At 40.1% G+C, this 17,314-nt stretch carries 17 protein-coding genes; 3 read left to right on the top strand and 14 right to left on the bottom strand.

Features of this window, described 5'->3' with window-relative positions; all coding sequences use genetic code 11:
• Positions 1-313: 313 nt before the first annotated feature.
• A complete protein-coding gene (locus KHY58_RS03770) occupies positions 314-961 on the bottom strand; it encodes a tetratricopeptide repeat protein (RefSeq protein ID WP_278472089.1) in 648 nt (215 codons plus the stop codon).
• Positions 962-1,079: 118 nt separating this feature from the next.
• On the opposite strand from KHY58_RS03770, the gene KHY58_RS03775 reads away from it, so the two are divergent.
• Positions 1,080-1,154: a type I toxin-antitoxin system Fst family toxin gene (locus KHY58_RS03775; RefSeq protein WP_229039624.1), complete on the top strand. Its 75-nt coding sequence runs from the start codon at positions 1,080-1,082 to the stop codon at positions 1,152-1,154.
• Between the two features lie 283 nt (positions 1,155-1,437).
• Here the strand turns inward: KHY58_RS03775 and KHY58_RS03780 are convergent, their stop codons facing one another.
• From KHY58_RS03780 to KHY58_RS03830, 11 genes are all read right to left on the bottom strand, one after another.
• The gene (locus KHY58_RS03780) at positions 1,438-4,260 is read right to left on the bottom strand and encodes an FAD-binding and (Fe-S)-binding domain-containing protein (protein ID WP_278472092.1); all 2,823 of its coding nucleotides are present in this window, start codon (positions 4,258-4,260) and stop codon (positions 1,438-1,440) included.
• Between the two features lie 468 nt (positions 4,261-4,728).
• Positions 4,729-5,523, bottom strand: coding sequence for a sulfite exporter TauE/SafE family protein (locus KHY58_RS03785; RefSeq protein WP_128114253.1), 795 nt, complete (start codon positions 5,521-5,523; stop codon positions 4,729-4,731).
• Positions 5,524-5,548: 25 nt separating this feature from the next.
• Positions 5,549-5,998 carry a GNAT family N-acetyltransferase gene (locus tag KHY58_RS03790; protein ID WP_128114254.1) on the bottom strand — a complete coding sequence of 150 codons (450 nt, stop codon included), beginning with the start codon at positions 5,996-5,998 and terminating at the stop codon, positions 5,549-5,551.
• A gap of 52 nt (positions 5,999-6,050) precedes the next feature.
• Positions 6,051-7,595 (bottom strand): ClC family H(+)/Cl(-) exchange transporter, encoded by a 1,545-nt coding sequence (locus tag KHY58_RS03795; RefSeq protein ID WP_278472095.1) that lies wholly within the window; start codon positions 7,593-7,595, stop codon positions 6,051-6,053.
• Between the two features lie 369 nt (positions 7,596-7,964).
• Positions 7,965-9,116 carry a lactaldehyde reductase gene (gene fucO, locus KHY58_RS03800; RefSeq protein ID WP_004694531.1) on the bottom strand — a complete coding sequence of 384 codons (1,152 nt, stop codon included), beginning with the start codon at positions 9,114-9,116 and terminating at the stop codon, positions 7,965-7,967.
• A gap of 254 nt (positions 9,117-9,370) precedes the next feature.
• On the bottom strand, positions 9,371-10,519 hold the full coding sequence (locus KHY58_RS03805) for a glycoside hydrolase family 3 N-terminal domain-containing protein (RefSeq protein WP_278472097.1): 1,149 nt from the start codon (positions 10,517-10,519) through the stop codon (positions 9,371-9,373).
• Positions 10,520-10,803: 284 nt separating this feature from the next.
• Positions 10,804-11,037, bottom strand: a complete 234-nt coding sequence (locus KHY58_RS03810) for a (2Fe-2S)-binding protein (RefSeq protein WP_004694527.1) — start codon at positions 11,035-11,037, stop codon at positions 10,804-10,806.
• Between the two features lie 392 nt (positions 11,038-11,429).
• Positions 11,430-12,056, bottom strand: a complete 627-nt coding sequence (locus KHY58_RS03815; RefSeq protein ID WP_004698228.1) for a site-2 protease family protein — start codon at positions 12,054-12,056, stop codon at positions 11,430-11,432.
• Positions 12,057-12,065: 9 nt separating this feature from the next.
• Positions 12,066-12,836, bottom strand: coding sequence for a carboxymuconolactone decarboxylase family protein (locus KHY58_RS03820; protein ID WP_174892416.1), 771 nt, complete (start codon positions 12,834-12,836; stop codon positions 12,066-12,068).
• 89 nt (positions 12,837-12,925) lie between these two features.
• Positions 12,926-13,324 carry a hypothetical protein gene (locus KHY58_RS03825; RefSeq protein ID WP_004694522.1) on the bottom strand — a complete coding sequence of 133 codons (399 nt, stop codon included), beginning with the start codon at positions 13,322-13,324 and terminating at the stop codon, positions 12,926-12,928.
• 154 nt (positions 13,325-13,478) lie between these two features.
• The gene (locus tag KHY58_RS03830; protein WP_024061573.1) at positions 13,479-13,997 is read right to left on the bottom strand and encodes a MarR family winged helix-turn-helix transcriptional regulator; all 519 of its coding nucleotides are present in this window, start codon (positions 13,995-13,997) and stop codon (positions 13,479-13,481) included.
• Positions 13,998-14,377: 380 nt separating this feature from the next.
• Here KHY58_RS03830 and KHY58_RS03835 point away from each other — a divergent pair, with 380 nt between their 5' ends.
• Positions 14,378-14,968: a nitroreductase gene (locus tag KHY58_RS03835; protein ID WP_024061572.1), complete on the top strand. Its 591-nt coding sequence runs from the start codon at positions 14,378-14,380 to the stop codon at positions 14,966-14,968.
• Positions 14,969-15,154: 186 nt separating this feature from the next.
• Here KHY58_RS03835 and KHY58_RS03840 read toward each other — a convergent pair whose 3' ends face one another.
• Both KHY58_RS03840 and KHY58_RS03845 read right to left on the bottom strand, forming a co-directional pair.
• Entirely contained in the window at positions 15,155-15,472 is a 318-nt protein-coding gene (locus tag KHY58_RS03840) for a hypothetical protein (RefSeq protein WP_278472104.1), read from the bottom strand.
• Positions 15,433-15,588: a hypothetical protein gene (locus tag KHY58_RS03845; RefSeq protein WP_219565827.1), complete on the bottom strand. Its 156-nt coding sequence runs from the start codon at positions 15,586-15,588 to the stop codon at positions 15,433-15,435. The genes KHY58_RS03840 and KHY58_RS03845 overlap by 40 nt, the downstream gene beginning before the upstream one ends.
• A gap of 350 nt (positions 15,589-15,938) precedes the next feature.
• Here KHY58_RS03845 and pgtP point away from each other — a divergent pair, with 350 nt between their 5' ends.
• Entirely contained in the window at positions 15,939-17,261 is a 1,323-nt protein-coding gene (gene pgtP / locus KHY58_RS03850) for a phosphoglycerate transporter protein PgtP (RefSeq protein ID WP_012864979.1), read from the top strand.
• Positions 17,262-17,314 lie beyond the last annotated feature (53 nt).

The raw sequence follows: 17,314 nt of genomic DNA on the forward strand, positions 1-17,314 counted from the left end.
TTGAGTACATATAGTACATCAAACCATATACTATGTTGGTCCTCTAGACGGTCCATATAGGCACTAAGACATCGCACCAAATAGGGCGGTTTAACATTAGGATTCAGTTTTTTCCAATAAAACACCAAATAAGGCATAACAATACACCCTACCACCACTATATAGCTAAGGAAAATTGGTGTTTCAATATTGTACCGAGTCATAAACCCTGACCAGTCTACGACCATTAGACCACCAAGGTATAGAAAAATAAACCAATATATAAATCCTATCACCTTTATAATAAGGCGAATCATCTGTTTCACATCCATGTCTATAATTCTACCAATGTTTTAAATCGTCCGTTATTGTGAAAGCGTTCAAAATGGTCTTGTTCCGCTGCAACGGATTTTACAGAGGGATCAATTTTTATAGCCTTTTCTAGCCAATCAAGGGCCTTAGTATCATCCCCTTGGTCTGCATAAATGGTAGCAATTCCATACACAGACCAGGTGTTGCTAGGGTCCTTTTCTAATACCTTTTCAAACCATTGTTTAGAATCGTTTAACTGCCCTTGCAACTTATAGACCATGGCCATGTTATAGTAATTAGCCACATTGTTAGGGTCTAAATCATAAGCCTTTTTAGTATCTGTCAAACCTTTAGCCGCATCACCGTTTAATGCTGTTGCAAAGCCACGTACAGAATAGGCTTCTGCATTATTAGCATTATCCTTAATGGACGCTGTAGCTTCCTCTATAGCTTTCGCATACTCACCAGCGGATAAGGCTTGCTTTGCTGTAATTAGATGTCCATCTTGCTTGGTAGTCGCTTGGCTGTTTCCCTCAGCAAATGTAGAGGAACCAGTTGCAGTAGCAGAACTAGTTGCATTTGATTCTGTTTTATTACTATTCGTATTTTGATTCAATCCACATCCCGTAAGGGCTGTTATTAAAAGAAAGAAAAGCACAACCTTCTTCATTAGAAATTCTCCAATCATTAATTATATACGAGACTCCATAACATGGTGATATAATATAAAATACCTCCCGAAAGGAGGTGGTATATTGCAGGAGCTGTTTTATGCACTCTGGGGCACCTTGCTTGCCCCTATTATTGTTGCCTTAGTTGTAACTACCTACAGCTACTGGCTTAACAATAAAAACAAAAAATAAGCAAGAAAAAGGACGAGCTGCCACTCGTCCTTTTTTTGGTTATATTGCAGGTAATTTCATACACTCTACTACCTACGTTTAGTATACCACATTTCTTAGAAAAATAAAGAATTAGCAATAAATCTCATAAAACTCCTAAAAACTATTAGTAGTTTTAACATAATTTACGAGCAATATTAAAGCAACATTAACATAAACTACCAGTTATTTTAACCCAACCTACTAGTAACCTTAGTGTAAACTACTAGCAACATTAACATAAATAGCAATAGATATACAAGACTTATTTCTTAGCCTTAGAGCAACGGTCCAATAGGAATGCAACACCAATGAATGGGATGCCGCCGTTTTCGCCAAGGCCGATTTCACAGGTAGAGCTGGAGCTTACGCCTAGTGTTGCACCATATTCAGCGATTTCAGCTGCAAGGTCTTTGGTAGCACATTTGTTGAGTTCTGGTGTGAAGAACCCTTTTTGACCAGCAAAGCCATCGCATGCAAAGGATTTAATGTTGAATACATGGTCTGTGCATAGACGAGCCAAATCTTCAATATATTGAGATTTATTCAAGGATTTAATCTTACATTGTTTATGTACGATGACCCGTTCATCGCATTTTTCAATGTCGAGATGAGGCACAACGTATTTGCACAAGAATTCAGAAATATCGTTGATTTCTAAGTCTGGCATATGTTTGAAAGCATGATTAAAGCATGCACTATGGTCAATCACGATTGGGTATTTACCATTTTGAGATGCTTTCATCAACGCATCGTGTAAGTCTTTTACAGCACGCTCATGAACGTCATCGTAGTTTTCAAAGCTCAAGCCACAGCAGAGGTTTTCGATATGTTCAGGGTAGATAATATCGATATGGGCCTTGTTGCAAAGGCTTTCCACTACTTGTTGCAAGCTACGTTCATCGTCGTAACCTTGATTAGGTTTGAAGGCGCGATTCGCACAGGTACTAAAATATACAACCTTTTCAAAATTAGTCGGTTTAATGCGACTTCTTAATCTGTAACGATTAGCCTTAGGCGTAGTCTTAGGAATGTACGGAGTAATACCAGTTACACCATGTAAGCCTTCTGTAATCTTGGAAATCGCTTTTTGTGTAACAATAGAGCCTGCAATACCTTCGAGACTTACGCCGGCACGAGCCATTTGAAGTGTAGTAGGGAAATTATCGTAAATCTTCTTAGCCAATTCTGGTGCTGGAGGATCGATGCGACGCATGGATAATGCAATTTGAGCCGTATCGATGCTGAGCGGGCAAAGACCTTTACACATGGAGCACGCAGCACAGGTATCTACACCAAAGTATTCATAGCCTTTTTTAAGTTCTGCAGCCAATGTAAAATTGCCTTCGTTTTCAAGGCGTTTTGTTTCGCGCAACAATGCGATACGTTGACGAGGAGTCAATGTTAAATTGCGGCTTGGACAATGTTTTTCACAGAAACCACATTCCATACAGATTGTGAAAGCATCATCGATAACGCATTGAGCTTTAAGGTTTTTCTTATACACATCTGGGTCATCAGTAATGATAACATCAGGATTCAAGATACGTTCAGGGTCAAAGATAGCTTTAATACGACGGTTGATTTCGTACGCTTTACGCCCCCATTCCATTTCAATAAACGGTGCCACCATACGGCCTGTACCATGTTCAGCTTTTAAAGAACCACCGAAGCCAGAGACGCGTTCAGACATTTCTTTTACCAAGTCACCGAAGTTCTTAGTATCTTTAGGATCGCTGAAGTCAGGTGTAATGTTAAAGTGAACATTACCAGATAACGCATGGCCAAAGATCACGCCACCATCTACGAAATCGTATTTATGGAATAATTCGGTAAGCATTTCGATGCCCTTAGTGAAGTCTTCGATTTGGAAACATACGTCTTCTGTAATAACAGTGGTGCCTTTTCTACGTTGACCACCAACGATTGGCAAAATGCCTTTACGGATAGCCCACCAAGAATCGTATTCTTTAGGATCTTGGGAGTAAAGACTTGGAATAGCTGTTGGAATATCTTTCAATTTATCTTTAATAAAAGCTAAGTTTTCATCGACAGTTTCTTTGGAGTAGCTTTCAGTTTGGAACAAAATAGCACTTGTACCTTCAGGAACTTCGCGAACGAAGTCAGGCACATTGTCTAGCGCTTGAACGGCCTTAAGGGATTGATAGTCCATCATTTCCGCAGCAACAACCTTGTCACGACCCATATTAGCCAAGGCTACAACAGCAAGAGATGCATCGTTCAATGTTTTAAAGAACATGAGACCGCAGCCTTTATACGGTACGTCCTCAACAGTGTTATATACGATTTCAGACACGAAACCTAATGTACCTTCAGAACCGATGAACAAGTGGTTGATGATATCAATAATATCTTCAAAATCAACAAGGGAGTTCAAGCCGTAACCTGTGGTGTTTTTGATTTTGTACTTATGGTGAATCAAATGTGTCAATTCTTCATCGGCCAAAATATCCTTACGCAATTGTAAGATATCCTCTACCATTTGAGGTTTTTCTTTAAGGAATTGATTAATACTCTTTTGGTCAGACGTATCAAGGATGGAGCCATCTAATAATACAACGCGAATGGACCGAATTGTTTTATAAGAGTTTTGCGCCGTACCACAGCACATACCAGAGGAGTTATTATTCAAGATACCACCTACTAATGCGGTGGCAAGCGTTGCAGGATCTGGACCAATTTTACGATTGTACGGTTTCAATAAATCATTCGCATCGGAACCGATAACACCGCATTCACATTTCAAGGCTTTCCCATCATCAATAACTTCCATTTTCTTGAAGCCATCATTACATACGATGAGCACATCTTCACTGGAGCATTGACCAGACAAGGAGGAGCCGGCCGCACGGAATGTAAATGGTGTCCCACATTGTTGACACAAACGAATAAGTCGTCTTACTTCTCGTTCATCTTCAGCTTTAACAACTACCTTTGGTAAATAGCTATAGCAAGACGCATCAACGCCATATGCATAACGACGTAAATGATCGGTGTATACGCGACCTTTACAAATCTCATTTGCCTCCTTGGCAAAACGTTCATAATCTCTAATAAGTGTACTCACTTCTATTTCCTCCTATCCTTTCTTAAGGAATCTATTACTTTTAGTATACGCCGTTCTCATTCTCCTCACTATAATTATGCATAATTTATATCTCTTCTAATAAAAATCGATATGCATTACCCTTTTATTCCCTCAGTTGAAAGTACATCTCATTAGCATTATCATGTACCCATTTTTCCTCATATACAATCAAGAATCCTTATTTATTAAGCATGTATAGATATAGTCAGTAATTATATGCTAAAACCTCTCTAAATAACGATTCGTACTACCTATAATTCTATAGTAAATACATTACTAACATTATGCATAAAAATAGTATGATTTATATATTTTAAATTTTTCATTCTCATTTATAGTTCTCTATGACTTTTAGTTATACCCTTTTATAAAATGCTGAAAATCCAGAAAGCCCTCTAATGGTAACATGCTTACGAATCACCATTAGAGGGCTTGTATTAAATTATATCATCCCAAGATACCAGATTTAAGAATGAGGCGTACCGCCAATGCAAAGACAGCTACGCTCATGAGGGCGAGGATAGCTTTTGCTTTGAGACGTTTTGCAATACGGGCCCCCGCTTGAGCGCCAAAGATAGCGCCAATACTAGTAGGGATAGCAATGCTAAATACAATATGACTTTCAATCAAATGTGTAATAACCCCCACCGTTGTTGATACGGCGAGAATAGATTGACTTGTAGCCGTTGCCATATGTGTAGGAAATCCCATGAGATAAATCAAAGCCGGCACATGAATAAGTCCTCCACCAATACCAAAGATACTAGAAATAAAGCCTACAAAGAAGCTAATACTAATACCGATGGGCTTACTATAGCTCAACTGCTCAAGAGTCAGAGACTCTTCCTTTCGTTCCCCTTTTCTAAAATTTTTAAAACCAATCAATACAGATGCACATAACATAAAACACCCAAAGGCAAACATAAAGCCGTTACCAGAGAACCACCCAGACATTTGAGCCCCTAAAATGGCCCCTGGGAAGGTAGCAATGCTAAAGACGAGCGCAGCGCCAACATACACCTTTTTCTGCTTAAGATACGCTATCGATCCAGAAATAGCATTGCACATAACTGAAAAAAGCGATGTCCCTACGACCATGGACGGAGACCACTCTGGGAACCAGTACATAAAGAGAGGTACAAAGACAAGTCCCCCACCGGCACCGATGATGGTGCCAATCATAGCCGCTAAAAAGCCAACTATGGTAAAGAATATATAGAATACCACTATATTATCAAGCACATTAAGACCTCCCATGCCGTTTGAATTATTGCTTCTCCATATATACAAAGGATAATCCCGTGTCATCCTGTATTTCTCTAACGGCTTTATACCCCATTTTTGTATATAACTTTATATTAATCCAGCTTTTCGTACATGTATATAATACGCGCCGATCTTGACTGCATTGTTCATCTACGAAAGCTAATAATTCCCGAGCCAGCCCTTGTTGCCGATAGTCTGGATGCACCATCAAGCGACCAACCTCTACCACTCCATCGTCATATTGATAGCGAATACCTCCGATGATTCTTCCCGCATCATCTACCAGTTTATAGGTATGCCATTGGGTGAAAGTAGCTTTAAACTCCTCTTCCGACTCCATCAATGCAGGAACCATTCGACTGCCAATCATCTCCGCTTCGCTTTCAAAGGTAAGCAATTGCAATCGATACAATTCTAATATATCTGACTCAGTAGCGTTCACAATTTTCATAAACTACTCCTAATATATACCACGAATCAACGATTAACTTTACATATAATGGCTAATTTGATTGGAAAAATTCTTTCGCCGCCTTCAATCGGCCCCGTTCACAAGAGACTTGTAATTCATCCCCCGGTTCGAGTTTCACGTCTCCTAGTGGCACAATGTAGGTACCGTTACGCCGAATGCTTACGATGAGTGTACCATCTGGTAATGCTAAGTCTTGTAGTTGTACATCTGTATAATTTGCCACCACAGGCACCTTCGTTTGAAAGAAGGTTTGCACAGACTCTAGATTGCTTTGACCACTCATGGCTTGCAACAAGGAATCGTAAATAGGTGGTTCTTTTAAAAGCTCCGCCACAAGGTATGCTACGAGGGTAACAATCCCGATGGCATAAATATTAGAGAAACTATTCGTCATTTCAAGAACGAGTAAAATCGCCAAAATTGGGGTCCGCATAGCGGCTGCTAGCATGCCACCCATAGCACAGATAACAAATTGCGGTACAAAATCAGGAGAAATGAGTCCTAATGTTGAAAGTAAGCTTTCACAAAAAGCACCTGCAGAGGCCCCTATAACAAGCATAGGCAAAAATATACCGCCTTGAGCACCACTGCCATAGCAGAAGGTGGTGAGCAAAATCTTGCCTAGCACAATGCCCGCCAAGAGCAATACGCCATGAGATTGAAAGGCAAGCTGACCCACGAGGTCATTGCCTCCTCCCAAGAGGAGCTGCGAATCAAAGCCAATGGCCGCCACCGCCACGAAGGTAAGAGTTAATTTCAAGAATCGAGAACATTTGAGCCAGTCAAAGAACCTCTTGAAAGCAAAAATCATACGGCAAAATAACACGCCACATAGCCCCATGATCACACCCACCATGAGCAGTATCGGAAAATATTCAAGAGGAACCCCTGATGTCACTGTAAAGCCCAGTGCTGGTGTAAGACCAAAGATACTCACCGTAATATAGTTAGAAATCAAGGTCGCCACAAAGGTGGGCACAACAAGATACGGATAAAAGCTTTTATGTACCTCTTCAAAGACGAACATCGCCCCCGATACGGGCGCACTAAAGGCGGCTGTTAAGCCTGCCCCTGCACCTGCAGATGTCAAAATACGCTGTTCTCGTAGCCCCGAATTCATCCAATAGGACACGATTTTCCCAGCAGAGCCACCAATCTGTACGGCTGGTCCTTCACGACCTACGGAAAATCCTGCAAAGCCGGTCAGTACGCCACCAATCATTTTAGATACTAGTGTCCGATAGGGTTTCATGTCAAATAGACCTAGCATTTCCCCTTCAATTTGAGGAATACCAGAACCACCGGATAATGGGGCCCACACGAGCAATCGATCTACAATAAAAGCAAAAATGACCATGGCCACAAGCCAACCTATGGCCCATTCCATAGTAATGCCATCCATCAGATGCCACCTGATATGCTCTGATTCAAGTATCAAATAACGGTATGATGCCCCAAAGAAACCTGCAATCACCCCAACAAGGGCCCCCTTTGCAATGAGCTCCGTTAAAAGTACACGATTCATAGACATATCTGCCAAGGTAGAACTACGCTTATTAAATTTCCATAATTTCATAAGATTCTCCTTAGCATTACTATCTAACACCTATCTAAACATCACATGTAACCATCTCAGCGATTTAACGAGTTGAACTAAGCACCTAGTCATAGAGTGCCATCTACCAAAATCGCTCAGCGCTCAGTCAAACTATCTATTCATATCCTTAGTATACTTATGTAAACCACCATTTTCAAGAAAGGATTATGTATAAAAATAGCTTTCTCACTGAACACGAGGTCAAAGGTCCGAGTCATAAAACAATAGATAGCGCTTTAAACACAAAGCTAGCCACCTCTAAAAAGAGATGGCTAGTTTTGTTAAACAAGTGTGTAAATGTATTTTCTTTACACATTCGGAGGCATTTGAAATATGTAAAGACGCTAATTAGAATATGGATTCATAGATGCCGATTATTTCTTCTAAAGAGGCATCCCGTGGGTTACCAGGAGTACATGCATCGTTGAAAGCAGATTCAGCGAGGAATGGAATGTCTTCCCGTTTTACGCCTGCTTCGCTAAGAGATTTAGGAATACCTACGTCATCAGCTAATTTCTGAATTACGTCGATAGCCGCTTGACGATAGGTTGCTTCATCCATAGCATCTACATTAGGAACGCCCATAACGCGAGCGATTTCACGATATTTTTCACCTGTAGCAGGGGCATTGAATTTCAATACTGCTGTTAACAGCATCGCACAAGCCTTACCATGAGGGATATCGTACACAGCACTCAATGGATGAGCCATGGAGTGAACGATGCCGAGGCCAACGTTGGAGAAGCCCATACCCGCGATGTATTGACCTAAAGACATGGCTTCACGGCCTGCATAATCGCCAGCCACAGCGCTACGCAAGGAACGACCAATAATTTCTATAGCTTTCAAATGGAGCATATCAGTTAGCTCCCACGCACCTTTTGTGATATAACCTTCTACGGCGTGTACGAGGGCATCCATACCTGTGGCAGCGCAAAGGCCTGTTGGCATAGACGCGGACATATCAGGATCCACGATGGCAACGATTGGGATGTCATGAGGATCAACGCAAACGAATTTGCGGTTCTTTTCAACGTCTGTAATAACGTAGTTGATAGTAACCTCTGCAGCCGTACCAGATGTAGTAGTAACAGCGATGATTGGCAAGCACGGATTCTTAGTAGGCGCTAAACCTTCAAGGCTGCGTACATCGGCGAACTCAGGGTTCGTAATAATAGTAGCAATCGCCTTGCTTGTATCGATCGGGCTACCGCCACCAACAGCAACGATAACATCGGCGCCAGCCGCTTTACAAGCCTCAACACCAGCCGTTACGTTTTCGATGGTAGGATTTGGTTTGATACCGTCGTAGACTTCATAAGCAATACCTGCCGCATCAAGCAAATCCGTAACCTTTGTAGCCACTTTAAATTCAAATAAATCTGGCGTAGATGTAACGAGGGCTTTTTTGAAATGGCGATTCTTAATTTCGTTCACAATCTCCTGAATCGCGCCTTGTCCAAAATAGGACGTACCGTTCAACATTATTCTGCGAGCCATATACTTCACTCCTAACAAAACAAACTATACAATAAAAAAATAAACCGACAGAGAATCACTTTACTTATTAATTCTCTATCGGTTTAATAAAATCCTTGATAGCACGTTATGTATACACTATATATTTTTCTATTGTAACGATTCTAAAGTTTGTCTCCATTAAGTGTCAACTCAGATTCGCCGTCCATGAATAGTATTTCCACTGTCTATATTCGTGATATACTCTTAAAATTCCTTCCTTAAAATAAGAAATTCTAAGAAATTTTATTCATTTTCATAAGCAAAATCCGTTTCACCGATTCGTCGAGTCGTTCTTTCGAGATACGACCGTCTTTCACGGCTTTCATAAGACCGTTATAAGCCTCTTGCATGTGTTCGTATTCGTGACATACGAGCAAGATATCACTGCCGGCGAGGATGGATTGCACCGCCATATCGCCAAAAGTATAGTGATTTGCAAGGGCCCCCATGTCCATATCGTCCGTTACCACAACGCCATTATAGCCTATGTCCTTGCGCAACCAATCGGTAATGATTGCTTTCGATAAACTAGCAGGATGGTCTGGATCGATTTGTGGGTACATCGCATGAGACACCATGATTGTATAGGTATTTGGTTTAGACTGTTTGATGAGGTCTATAAATACCTTTGTGTCCTCTGAAAGCAATGTTTCTTTAGATACAGGAATGATGCTTGTATCCGCGTGCAAGTCTACATCGATCTTACCAATGCCCGGAAAGTGCTTATAGGAATACCACAAGCCCGCTTCATCGTAAGCCTTGCCAACGGCGCCTGCATAGCGAACGACCTCATCAGGGCTCGTACTATAAGAGCGACCATAGGTTAATCCTAAGTCCGCCACAGGAGCAAAGTTAATGTTAAAGCCCAAGTCTTTTAGTTCTGCACCAGACTGTTTTGCCAAGGATACAGCTTGCTCAACGGGCATTTTGCCTACCTCCTCAGCGGGAGGAACCTTGATGAGCTTATCATCCATGCGCGCTACTGCACCGCCCTCTTGGTCGATGCCGAGGAACAATGGCGTTAAACCGGCGCTTTTACCAGCCTTATTAATATCTGCAATGAGCGTTTTAACTTGATCCTTGGACTCCATATTTCGATCAAACAAAATGATGCCCCCCACGCGGTACTCGTTGAGCATGAATTTAGCATCATCATTCAACGTCTTGCCGTGAATGCCAATCATCAACAATTGGCCCACCTTGTCTGCATCGGACATATTAGCCACTAACTTGTCCACCTTTTGCTCTGGTGAAAGCTCGCTTTGTGCCACGGACTCATAGGTCACAGGCTCTGCCTTTGAAGTAAATGGATTATGTAAACCGCAACCCGTTGTGACTGCTAATGCACCAATCATAATGGCTGCTACGAAACGTCGAAACATGCATACCTCCCTTAAATCTCTAAAAAGTAATATGTATAGTATATCAAAAAATATAAACGAGCCCAACATAATCAATACACGACAAGCAGCAGTATAGTACATGCATCTTACAAAACAAAAAGATTGTTACTCGAAAACCCAACGGGTATATCCATTGAGAGAATCAAATAACAATCTTTATATGTTTCATTTTTGTTGTGTAAACATTATAGTTTACATTTTAGAGTATAAACTATGTATCTTACATTTTGGATGTGTAAAATGTGTATGTTACATTTTGCAAATTAAATTTTGCCTTGCTCTTTCATTTCCGCTAAGAGCTTTACGATACGAGGTCCACAGCCTTTGCCACCGCAAGCGCCCGTGCCAGCACGAGTTGCTTCTTTTACTTGTGGAAACGTGTGAGCACCATCTAAAATGGCTTCCTTAATCGTTTTGCGCGTAATGCTACGGCAAGTACACACCTTTGTAAGCTTGTCCAGAATCGCCTCTGGCACTTGATTTTCTTCAAAATTCATATGTAATTCCTCATTTATTCACTTGAATATCTATATACAGTATCAATTTAGTGTATCGATTTAATATATCGATTTACGTGTCAATTTAGTGTATTGATTTACATATCGATGTAGCAGATCAATTTACTCTATCGATAGTATCTAATAATACACTGTAATATTAATATATCGAAAATTTACGATCTTTGTATTTATTATAACACAATTGAGGAACTATATCGATAGTTTTTAATATAAAATCCAAAGAACAGTCAAAAGTAAAATTGTTACTATAAAAAACGAAAAAAATTTACAAATACATTATATGTAAAGATAAGCTAAATCTATCTATAAACTATAAAAAACTACCATAAAGATATTATCTTTATGGTAGAAACTTTCACAAAATATAATTATAGTATGAGCCCAATAATGGCAAAGTAGATTTTAAATATCGTTTGTTGTAATGGACGAATAACCATAGAAATAATGGGTGTGTTAATAAGGATGATAAAGAATAATAAATTAAGCATCCCTAATTGGTAATATCTCATCTGCCACTCTGTAGGCAACCACGGCAAGATAATATTAAAACCAGGCAATGGTGGGAACGGAATCAAACAGAAGATTGATAAGCCAATACTATATAAAATAATATATTGCATAACCATGGCAAGACCTTGGGACTCCATGAGGCCTAATTTTCCAAGGAGCATATATATAAAGGTGAATATAAAGCCTGCTATAAGACCTGCCACAGGACCTGCAAAGGCAAGCAAGCTTATATCACGTCGTGGATCTTTAAAGTAAGATGGATTAATTGACATAGGTTTTGCCCAACCAAAGCCAACAAGAATAATACAGATGGTACCAATTAGATCAAGGTGTGCCATTGGTGACAATGTGAGGCGTCCCGCCAGACGTGGCGTTGGATCACCAAACCAAGTTGCTACCTTTGCCTCTGCATATCCAAAGATAGAAAAAACGATCATAATAGCAGGAATACTTGCTAATATCTGAACCGGATTTAAATCAAACATAGAACTCCTTTATTGTTTAGCTTCCCATGCGGTGTAGCCTTCTTGAATACAACGAAGGGCATTTAAGGTACGAGGATAGCCGATATACGGCACGCATTGGGATGCGATATTAATCAAATATTGTTTGCTGTTTCCTACGTTCAAATTGCCTTGTACATGAGCCTTGAGTTGAGATTCACAGCCACCTTGAGCCGCAAGGAAGCAGAAGGTAATCATTTCACGATGAGCCACGCTAAGGCCTTTACGCGTATAGTAATCGCCGAACATATTGGCAAGCCATTTGTTGATATGACGAATATCTTCTGGCCCTTCTTGGTAAGAATTGCGCATAGACTCCCCAAAGATTTCCACTTGTTTTTCTACGCCCTTTTCTAGACGAGACTCACTAGTAATAGTGCTGCGAGAGGGATCAACAATAGCCTCTCCTCGATAGTCAAAAATCTTATTGGTCACCTTAAAGAATGGGCGCACACGTCCGATGCCAAGATAGGGCACCGCTTGATAAATGAGCTCTACCACTTCATCAGGAATAAGGCCAAAGTTTAATGCTGCCGGTAGCATTAATGCATATTCATCAACAGCTGAGGCGCCTACTAATGTAGCGAGAATGGCTAAGAAGCGATCCTTTGCCGGTACATTACGGCCTTCTTCGGTGATGACTTCATCAAAGGCAAAATTATCAAACAATACTTCAAACTCTGGATCAATATAACCTGCTGGGGCTGCAATATCAGGGAACATACGCTCCGTATAGGCTTGAGCAAATTCAGATTTAGACATAAAAAACCTCCATAAACAACACTGGTGAAAGCCCTAAAGGAGCTTTCACCAGCAATAGTTATGTAATTATTACGGCACGGGCCATCAGATTATAACGCTGGGAATTCGAAAGTTGTGCCGTATACTTCTTTCCAAGCAGCCATGAACATATTGAACTCATTTGTTCCAGGTTGAATTTGGTAAACTTGACCATCTGGAGCGTAACGATATACAGTATGTAAGCTTGGATTAACAAGATATTTGAACAATGTAGCTTCCCCGTATTGGTTATTATGCATGTTAATCACATTAACACCAAATACGTTGTTACGGCTGCTATCGATACCTTTAAACTCAGATGCTTTATCAAAGAAATACGTTTCTGTACCATTTGCACTATTTGGAACCTCTGGGTAGTTAGCTAACCCATTCCAGTTTTCTGCGTTTGCAACACCACCTACTAATAATGTACCGGCTAATACAAATGCACCTAATAAATTTTTATTCATAATGATCTCCTTTGTGCCACGAGGGCAAATCACGAATCAGTCATACTCTCACATGACTTGAATACAATACGCTATATGTATAGTATATCACATTTTTAATAAAATTTTTAGATTTCCAAAGTTACAGAATATATGCATATGAGGTTGTATCAAATTAGCCCTTCATGTTCTCTGCTGTTTTTGCATTTGCGTTATCGATTGCTTCTAGCAATTTATTAAGCAACATACGCAATTGACGTGTCTCTTCTACGTCAAATATAGGACCTGACGATTCAGCCAAGCGGCGTGGTATATGAACCGCTACATCACGTAATGCTTTGCCCGTATCAGTAAGGGTTACCATAACTACGCGTTCATCTTGACGACTGCGTTTGCGTTTCAAGAATGCTTTGGCTTCTAATTTCTTTAAAAGCGGTGTTAATGTACCGGAATCAAGGCGCAATACTTGTCCCAATTCCTTAACGGATAAATCACCATATTGCCACAATGCCATCATTACGATGTATTGAGTATATGTCAAATTTAAAGGATCTAAGTGATTACGATATGCATTAACAATTTCCTTTGCCACTACATAGAGTGGAAAGCTCAATTGATTTTCCAATCTTAAATATTCTGAATCAGGAACATCTTCTTTATGTTTGTACCCTTCAAGTACACCAATTTCTGCCATATTCTACCTCCATATGCACACAATTATCTACTAATTAATTGTACACAATTTTACGGTAAACAGTCAACGCAAAAAGCCCACTTTGAACAGATATTTTTAAATTTGTCAATTAATTAATATTTATTTTCTTATTCGTTAAGAATTAGGCGCTTCTATAGAATTTATGGGTAAAAATCATACCATAAAGTTGTTACTTTATTTATAAATTAATTTGATATTAAATTAGAAAGTTATAACTTCTGTTTTCAATGAAATCTTCTTTCGTTGCAGGCCCGTCTCCTAATAAATGACTTAGTAAAAATACGCCCCCTACTAGGTCCTTCCTTGTAGTATAATAAAAGAAATTCTATATCAAAGCTAACTTATAATAGGAGGCCTATATGAACACCTTAGAGTGCATCAAAACTCGTCATAGTACACGTAAATTTAAAGCAGATCAAGTATCTCGAGAACTTATCAATCAAGTCCTCGATTCTGGGCGCCGCGCTCCATCTGGCGGTAATACACAATTAACACATTTCATGGTCATTACAAACCAAGATGTGCTTCAAGAACTAGTAACACTCATTCAAGAAGAATACGGCAAAATGCCGATTACAGAAAATACTTTACCTTACATGGTGAATATCATTAAGATGTCCGCCGAAGGCAAATTTGTATTCCACTATAATGCGCCTGTACTCATCGTATTGGCTAGTAAACCAAGCTATGCCAACAACTTTGCTGACGTGTCATGTGCTATGCAAAACATGATGCTTGCTTGCAATGAACTTGACCTTGGTAGTTGCTGGGTTAACCAAATCCGTCATCTTCAAGATAATGAACGCATCCAAGCCAAAATGCGTGAACTAGGTCTTAGCGAAGACGAAAAAGTCTACGCTAGCCTCGCTATCGGCTACCCAGATCTACCAAATGGTCTTAACCGCCGTGAAATCGAAGCCAAAGGTTATCCTGTAACATATATTGATTAATCAACACTAGAAACCATCGATTTCATACTATAAGTGAAACAAAAGCGCTATCTATCCCACAACTCTAATTGAGTTTCCTTAGGGATAGATAGCGCTTTTTATTGACTATATTATTTTTTAACGCTCATCGATTTAGTAATCAAATCGATACATACACTCCATACTTATATTTATAATGAACTACTATTAAGCCTCAAACACGCGTTTACGAGCTGCGTTCATGAGAACGGAATGATCATCATCTACTATGTAATTAAATTTGTAAGCCCAACGCAATAGTAATGCAGAGTTTGCAACTACGAGAAGGCTCCCTCCGTTATGAACAAGGGCCCCCCACACTGGAGATAAAGTACCAACCATTGCCAAGATGATAGCTACGAAATTCAAAAGCAAGGAGAAAGAAAGATTAATTTTAATAGTAGTCATCATGCGTTTAGATAATGCCACTAAGTGAGGAATTTCCTTTACATTATCGCTGCCGGCGTTGCCAATACGAGAGCACAAGGACAGAACACAACGAGGATGGTTACGGCACGAATGATTTCTCCAGTTACCACATAGGTGCCAACCGCGGCTAATAACGCAATCACTACAATCCATGTAGCCCAACGATCAGCCAAGCTAACGATTTTCGCATTACCTTATGTCAATAACAAAATATGTACAATTATTCATATATACTCAAAAGTACAGGAAAAATGCGGATTCAATGAGATTATATTATTCATGCATAGCCTCATTACGCAAATGCATGAACAGTTATTCATATATGTATTTGCAAATCTAATAATTTTTACATAGAAGATATTTTGATATTTTCAACCTATTCAATACTATTTCACCCTAATCAATGTTATCCATAATTCAATTTTCTAATAACTATTTATTATAATAGAAAATTAAGTATAGTCGACTACATACCCTACATGGTATTATTACAAATGACATGTTGTAGAAAGGATGTGTAACGATGTCGATTTTCTCTCCTGCTCCTCATATTGAACGTTTACCTGAGGCGCAAATCGATTCCACCTACAAACGTCTTCGTCGCGAAGTCTTTGCAGGTACATTTATTGGTTATGCTACATTCTATTTGATCCGTCAAAACTTTAGTTTAGCTGTTCCGTACATGATTGCTGAGTACGGCTACACCAAAGCGGATCTTGGTATAGTTATGACCATCTTATCCGTAGCTTACGGCGTAAGTAAATTTGTTATGGGTAATGCGTCTGACCGCTCTAACCCAAAATACTTCTCCACAGTAGGTCTATTGCTTAGTGCTTTAGTTATGTTATTATTCGGCACCTTACCAGGTGTTATGAGCAGTATTCCTATCATGTGTGTTCTTGCCTTATTAAACGGTTGGTTCCAAGGTATGGGCTACCCTCCATATGCGAAAAACATGGTAACTTGGTTCTCCCGTTCCGAACGCGGTGCTTGGTGGTCTTGGTGGAACGTGTCCCACAACCTAGGTGGCGGCATTATCGCTCCTCTTGCTACGCTTGGCATCTACCTATTCGGTACATGGCATAGTATCTTTTTCTTCCCTGCCCTTATCTCTATCGTGTTAGCGATTATTACCTTTGTATTGTTGAAAGATACGCCTCAATCTTGTGGCTTACCGCCTATCGAAGAATACAAACATGAAGTAGTTCATACACATACAGCAAATGAAGAAAAAAGTACTTTCAAAGAAATCTTCTACAAATATATTTTGCATAATAAATACTTATGGTATCTTGCGATTGCAAACATTTTTGTATACTTCATCCGTTACGGCGTAGTTAGCTGGGCACCGACCTATTTAACCGCTGTGAAAGGCTTCACAAAAGAAGGTTCCCGTTGGGCTTACTTCTTATACGAATGGGCTGGTATTCCAGGCATGCTCGTAAGTGGTTACTTGAGTGACCGCGTATTCCGCGGCCGTCGTGCTCCAGCTACAATTTGCTTCATGCTATTCGTTATCTTGGCGATTCTCGTGTACTGGTTTAACCCTGCAGGCAATATTCTCATCGATAACTTAGCACTCATCGCTATCGGCTTCCTCATCTACGGTCCTGTTATGATGATTGGCCTTCAAGCAGCAGATATGGTGCCACGCGTAGCAACAGGTGGAGCTACTGGCCTTACAGGCCTTCTTGGTTACCTCATCGGTTCTGCCGGTGCTGGTGCTTTCATGGGTCTCATGGTTGACCTCTACGGTTGGGATGGTGGTTTCATTGCCCTCGTTGGTGCATGTATCCTATCCATCGTATTCCTACTCCTCACCCTTGGAGACAAAGGACAACAATAGAATACGTACTGTATAATACGTAATGTATAAATACGTACTGTACAACTCACTGT

Origin of the sequence: Veillonella parvula (genome assembly GCF_018366295.1) — a bacterium.
In the GTDB taxonomy this organism is placed as follows: domain Bacteria; phylum Bacillota; class Negativicutes; order Veillonellales; family Veillonellaceae; genus Veillonella; species Veillonella parvula_P.